This is a genomic window from Variovorax atrisoli 110B (assembly GCF_000382045.1).
Lineage (GTDB): Bacteria > Pseudomonadota > Gammaproteobacteria > Burkholderiales > Burkholderiaceae_C > Variovorax > Variovorax atrisoli.
This window is the reverse complement of sequence record NZ_KB907452.1, coordinates 1-1,814: the sequence shown is the minus strand read 5'-3', so window position 1 is coordinate 1,814 and position 1,814 is coordinate 1. Positions and strand designations below refer to the sequence as shown.

2 protein-coding genes are annotated in these 1,814 nt (G+C 69.4%); one reads left to right on the top strand and one right to left on the bottom strand.

Features of this window, described 5'->3' with window-relative positions; all coding sequences use genetic code 11:
- A partial coding sequence (locus G369_RS39895) for a hypothetical protein (RefSeq protein ID WP_440870402.1) occupies positions 1–785 on the bottom strand: 785 nt, incomplete at its 3' end.
- Here G369_RS39895 and G369_RS39890 point away from each other — a divergent pair.
- A partial coding sequence (locus G369_RS39890; RefSeq protein ID WP_019654067.1) for a hypothetical protein occupies positions 730–1,814 on the top strand: 1,085 nt, incomplete at its 3' end. The two genes, G369_RS39895 and G369_RS39890, sit on opposite strands and share 56 nt — an antisense overlap.

Below are 1,814 nucleotides of genomic sequence, written 5' to 3'. Positions count from 1 at the left end.
GGCCTCAGCACGACGAACAGCAGCGTGGCGAGCCTGTCGACTTCCGCGTCCACCGGCATCAGCAGCCTCTCAACCGGCCTTAGCACGACCAACAGTGCGGTCGCCAGCCTGTCGACATCCACATCGACAGGCATCAGCAGCCTGTCGACCGGCCTGAGTACTACGAACAGCGGCTTGGCGAGTCTGTCGACCTCGACGTCCACTGGCTTGAGCACGGCGACCAGCGGCATCAACAGCCTGTCGACCGGCCTGAGCACGACCAACAGCAGCCTGACCAGCCTGTCGACCTCGACCTCCACCGGCCTGAGCACCGCCACGAGCAGCATCGACAGCCTGTCCACGTCCACATCGACGGGCCTGAGCACTGCGACCAGCAGCATCGGCAGCCTCTCGACCGGCCTGAGCACGACCAACAGCAGCCTGGCCAGCCTGTCGACCTCGACCTCCACCGGCCTGAGCACCGCCACGAGCAGCATCGACAGCCTGTCCACGTCCACCTCGACGGGCCTGAGCACTGCGACCAGCAGCATCGGCAGCCTGTCGACCGGACTCAGCACCACGAACAGCAGCCTGGCGAGCCTGTCGACCTCCACGTCGACCGGCATCAGCAGCCTGTCGACGGGTCTCAGCACGGCGACGAGCAGCATCGACAGTCTTTCGACCTCGACCTCGACCGGCCTGAGCACTGCGACCAGCAGCATCGGCAGCCTTTCCACCGGGCTGAGCACCGTGTCGAGCACGGTCGACAGCCTGTCCAACGGCCTGAGCACCACGACGAGCAACATCGGCAGCCTGTCGACGGGCCTGAGTACGACGAACAGCAGCCTGGCCAGCCTGTCGACCTCGACCTCCACGGGCCTGAGCACGGCCACGAGCAGCATCGACAGCCTGTCGACTTCCACCTCGACGGGTCTGAGCACCGCGACCAGCGGCATCGGCAGCCTGTCGACCGGCCTGAACACGACGAACAGCAGCGTCGCAAGCCTGTCGACCTCCACCTCGACCGGCCTGAGCACGGCGATCAGCGGCATCGGCAGCCTGTCGACGAGCCTGAGCACGACCAACGTCAACCTCAGCAGCCTGAGCACCTCGGTCGGCGACATCTACAACAACGGCACCAAGTATTTCCACGCCAAGTCGACGGCGGGCGACTCGGTGGCCAGCGGCCAGGAGGCGGTGGCGATCGGTCCGCAGTCGGTGGCCAGCGGTGCCAATTCCTTCGCCGCCGGCAACGGCGCGAAGGCGACGGCCGACGGCGCGGTGGCGGTGGGCTTTGGCGCACAGGCGACGGGGACCAACGCGATCGCCATCGGTTCGGGCGCCCTGGCCACGGGCTCGCAGGCCATCGGTGCCAATGCACGAGCGGGCGGCGGCGGCGTGGCCCTGGGCGACAACGCGGATGCCGGCGGCACGCCGCTGAGCCAGGCGCAGAACGTCTCCAAGGGCACGGCGATCGGCTTCGGCGCGGTCGTGCAGCAAAGCGGCGGCGTGGCGCTGGGCTCGGGCTCGGTGGCGTCCACCGCGGCGGGCATGGCCGGCTACGTGCCGGGCGGCGCGACGGCGCAGCAGGAGGCCGCGATCAGGGCCACCACCAGCACGCAGGCCGCGGTGTCGGTGGGCGATGCGGCCAACGGCCAGTACCGCCAGATCACCGGCGTGGCGGCGGGCACGGCCGACAGCGATGCGACCAACGTGGCCCAGCTGAAGGCGGCCTCGGCGGCAGCGAAGGCCAGCAGCGTGCAGTACGCGACCAACCCGGACGGCTCGGTCAACTACAACCAGATCACGCTGGGCGGCGGCCAGGCGCCGGGCGG